Source organism: Clostridium aminobutyricum, assembly GCF_017255415.1.
In the GTDB taxonomy this organism is placed as follows: Bacteria; Bacillota; Clostridia; order Peptostreptococcales; family Anaerovoracaceae; genus Aminipila; species Aminipila aminobutyrica.
This window is the reverse complement of sequence record NZ_JAFJZZ010000014.1, coordinates 1-2,837: the sequence shown is the minus strand read 5'-3', so window position 1 is coordinate 2,837 and position 2,837 is coordinate 1. Positions and strand designations below refer to the sequence as shown.

Below are 2,837 nucleotides of genomic sequence, written 5' to 3'. Positions count from 1 at the left end.
TGTTGTGGTTAACAAGTTAGGCTCACGTTCGTGTTTCACGAGACAGCTTTAATAGATTACCAAACTTTGCTTGCTCTGTCAACACCTTTTTTTGAAATTATTTTAGTATTTTATTATAAGGCATTAACCAAAGTTGTTTTGCCCAGTACGTATATTTTATATACCTATTTTTCTTAATTAATCCAAATCATGCTAATGAAGCTTCTTTAAACTAAATGAGGACCTATCAATTCTTTAATTGTTCATACTTCCTTTATGTCTTCTATCAATGTTGAGGTAACTAATTTCAATCTAATTCTTGATTATCGGTGATCTTAATATCTTAGTGGAACAGCAGACTGCCGAACAAACAATTTATTTGAATCTTCTAGGTTATCTTTCTTAGCAAGTTTGTAGCCTTGATTTCTCAAAAATTGTTTTAACCCTTTTTCTGCAATATCAATATTATTCTTAGGCCCTATAGTGATCGAATTAATAGGTAACCCCTTTGCATTATCCTCGGTATCAAAAACAACTTCAATATATGGAATAAACACACCATTCAGCTGTCTAAACTTCTTTACATCCAACCTGCTATTTACATCAAATATGATTCGATATTCCTCATCTTGTTTAAAGATAGGATTTTTAAACAGCTGAATTTTACTTATTAAAATTTGTATTGCCGATTTAAATGCTCTGTTAAAATTTTGGTCCAGATCGTCTAGCATTGCCTTATCCATATCCTTATCTTTCTTAATATGTGAATCATAGATTTTAATAATTTGTTCCAGAAAGATAAATATGTCTGAAATAATAGTCTCTTGTTCTCCTCTGTCGTAAATTACTTTTCCGGCAGACATCATGATAGATTTGTGCTGATCTTTTCTTTCTATAAAATATTTTTTTATTGTTCCGTCCTTAAGTGTCTTGTTCCCCGCTACATAGATTTCCCTATTCCACATTCTATTAAATATTTCTTGAAGGTTTAACCCAATGTTATAGCCTTCATAGTCTGAATAATTGGACCATAAATTCACTGAATCACTGTTTAGGGATGCACTGAATATAAAACTCCTAGCTAAATAGTGCTTAAATTCTCTATTTATTTCAGTAAAAACTTCTTTTTTTACTTTATACTTATTTCTGCTGAACACTTCGTTAATCAGGCCGATGGCATACATATATTCGGTTTTATCGTTTAAAAAATCACTTTTGGTTACTCTCAAGGTCCTGTCTCGAACTAAATTTTCTAAAGCTGTAGCACTGGTATAATGAAATATAGAGCCTCCCATATAACCTTCAAGGACATAGTATTTCATTAGTAATTTTTCAGTTTCACACTTTATATCCATCCACATTTCATCCATAGCTACCCCCTACAAAACTATTTTCTATCTATAATAAAAAAATTATACCATACTGCCATTTATTTACCAAAAATAAAATCCAGTGCTATCGAAAAAGTTAATATAAGCTTAAATTAATAAGGATTTTTTCACAGTGTTATGAGGTTGAATGAAATATTCTACTCATAGGCAGCCAAGTTCTGTGTTGAACAAATCAATTGATAGCAAGAACACTATTATTAAGACTTTTTAAAAGATAATTTTTGAATTACAATCATATGTATAAAAAAAGAATGTGATCTATAATCACATTCTTCTAATTTGGTGACTCCACCGGGAATCGAACCCGGGTTACCGCCGTGAGAGGGCGGTGTCTTGACCGCTTGACCATGGAGCCATTATTCAATTACACTTAGATTACTAATAGGATGTCTTTAAATGATACTTATCCATTATAGCATAAAAAATCAGAAAGTACAGTGATAAAATAAATTAAATAGAATTTAAATCTAATCTATTTTAAGTCAGTGCCTTCCTAATTGCAATGCTGCTAAAATCCAATGCTTTCATTTATATGAATAAGATTGTATGGTTAACTCTTATCTATGAAAAATTATTCGTCCTGATGACTCCATAAGCTAATTTAGAATTTTTGTCACTGGGTTCCACTATGAAATCCTCTAATTCGCCATCAATACTTATCTCACATCCAATTAAATCCGCTACTCTAAATCCGTTTATAAGTGTGGCATACCACGCCATACCGTTATTCGAAAAAACAGGAGGCAAATTTCCTATCATTTCACAATCCTTTTCTTGTATCACATCGTACTGGTTTTCTTTATAGAAAGTGATCCCCTCTGGGCTTATTGCGCGACTCTGTCCACTCAGTATATGTATATTAAATATGTTACGATTGTCATTTAACTCATCCGGAAGTCCTTTCACTTCAACCTCCAGGAAAACCCCTTCTTCCATTTGCCAGAAATATACCTTACCTGTTAATTTCGGATATTTTTTTATCCCAATAATCCAGGCAATCGCATCTGGTGCACAATATAAGATGTAGCGTGCTACATCTGCAGAAAAACCTTGTCTCATATCAATACCTCCTAAGAAAAAATATGTTACTGTGTCTATAAAAATAACATTTTTTAATGAGATATTTTTAGCGTGACCCTAAAAGCTTTATTTTAACATTTTTGCAGCAACTGTCTGGTAGGTGCCATACGGGAATTCCCCAGGTTGCGCACCTATCCTCATTTTCAAAGAAAATGTTTGGAAGATGTCATACAGAAATTGCCTAGCTTTAACTAGAGTGCAATTTTTCAGTTTAGCTGGATGGGATTCTTCCGTTCAAGTTCAATTCTTAGACATAAAAAAATGCACATCTGTTGATGTACATTCTCATGGTGCGCGATGAGGGACTTGAACCCCCACGGTCGCCCGCTAGATCCTAAGTCTAGTGCGTCTGCCAATTCCGCCAATCGCGCATATATTGGTGACTCC

The 2,837-nt window shown here is 33.3% G+C and carries 2 protein-coding genes and 2 tRNA genes; all 4 read right to left on the bottom strand.

Annotated elements, in window-relative coordinates:
- Positions 1 to 314: 314 nt before the first annotated feature.
- Positions 315 to 1,349 carry a DUF2971 domain-containing protein gene (locus JYB65_RS14780; RefSeq protein WP_206583470.1) on the bottom strand — a complete coding sequence of 345 codons (1,035 nt, stop codon included), beginning with the start codon at positions 1,347 to 1,349 and terminating at the stop codon, positions 315 to 317.
- Positions 1,350 to 1,650: 301 nt separating this feature from the next.
- Positions 1,651 to 1,725 (bottom strand) — tRNA-Glu (locus JYB65_RS14775).
- 206 nt (positions 1,726 to 1,931) lie between these two features.
- Positions 1,932 to 2,429, bottom strand: coding sequence for a hypothetical protein (locus JYB65_RS14770; protein ID WP_206583469.1), 498 nt, complete (start codon positions 2,427 to 2,429; stop codon positions 1,932 to 1,934).
- Between the two features lie 309 nt (positions 2,430 to 2,738).
- Positions 2,739 to 2,821 (bottom strand) — tRNA-Leu (locus tag JYB65_RS14765).
- Positions 2,822 to 2,837 lie beyond the last annotated feature (16 nt).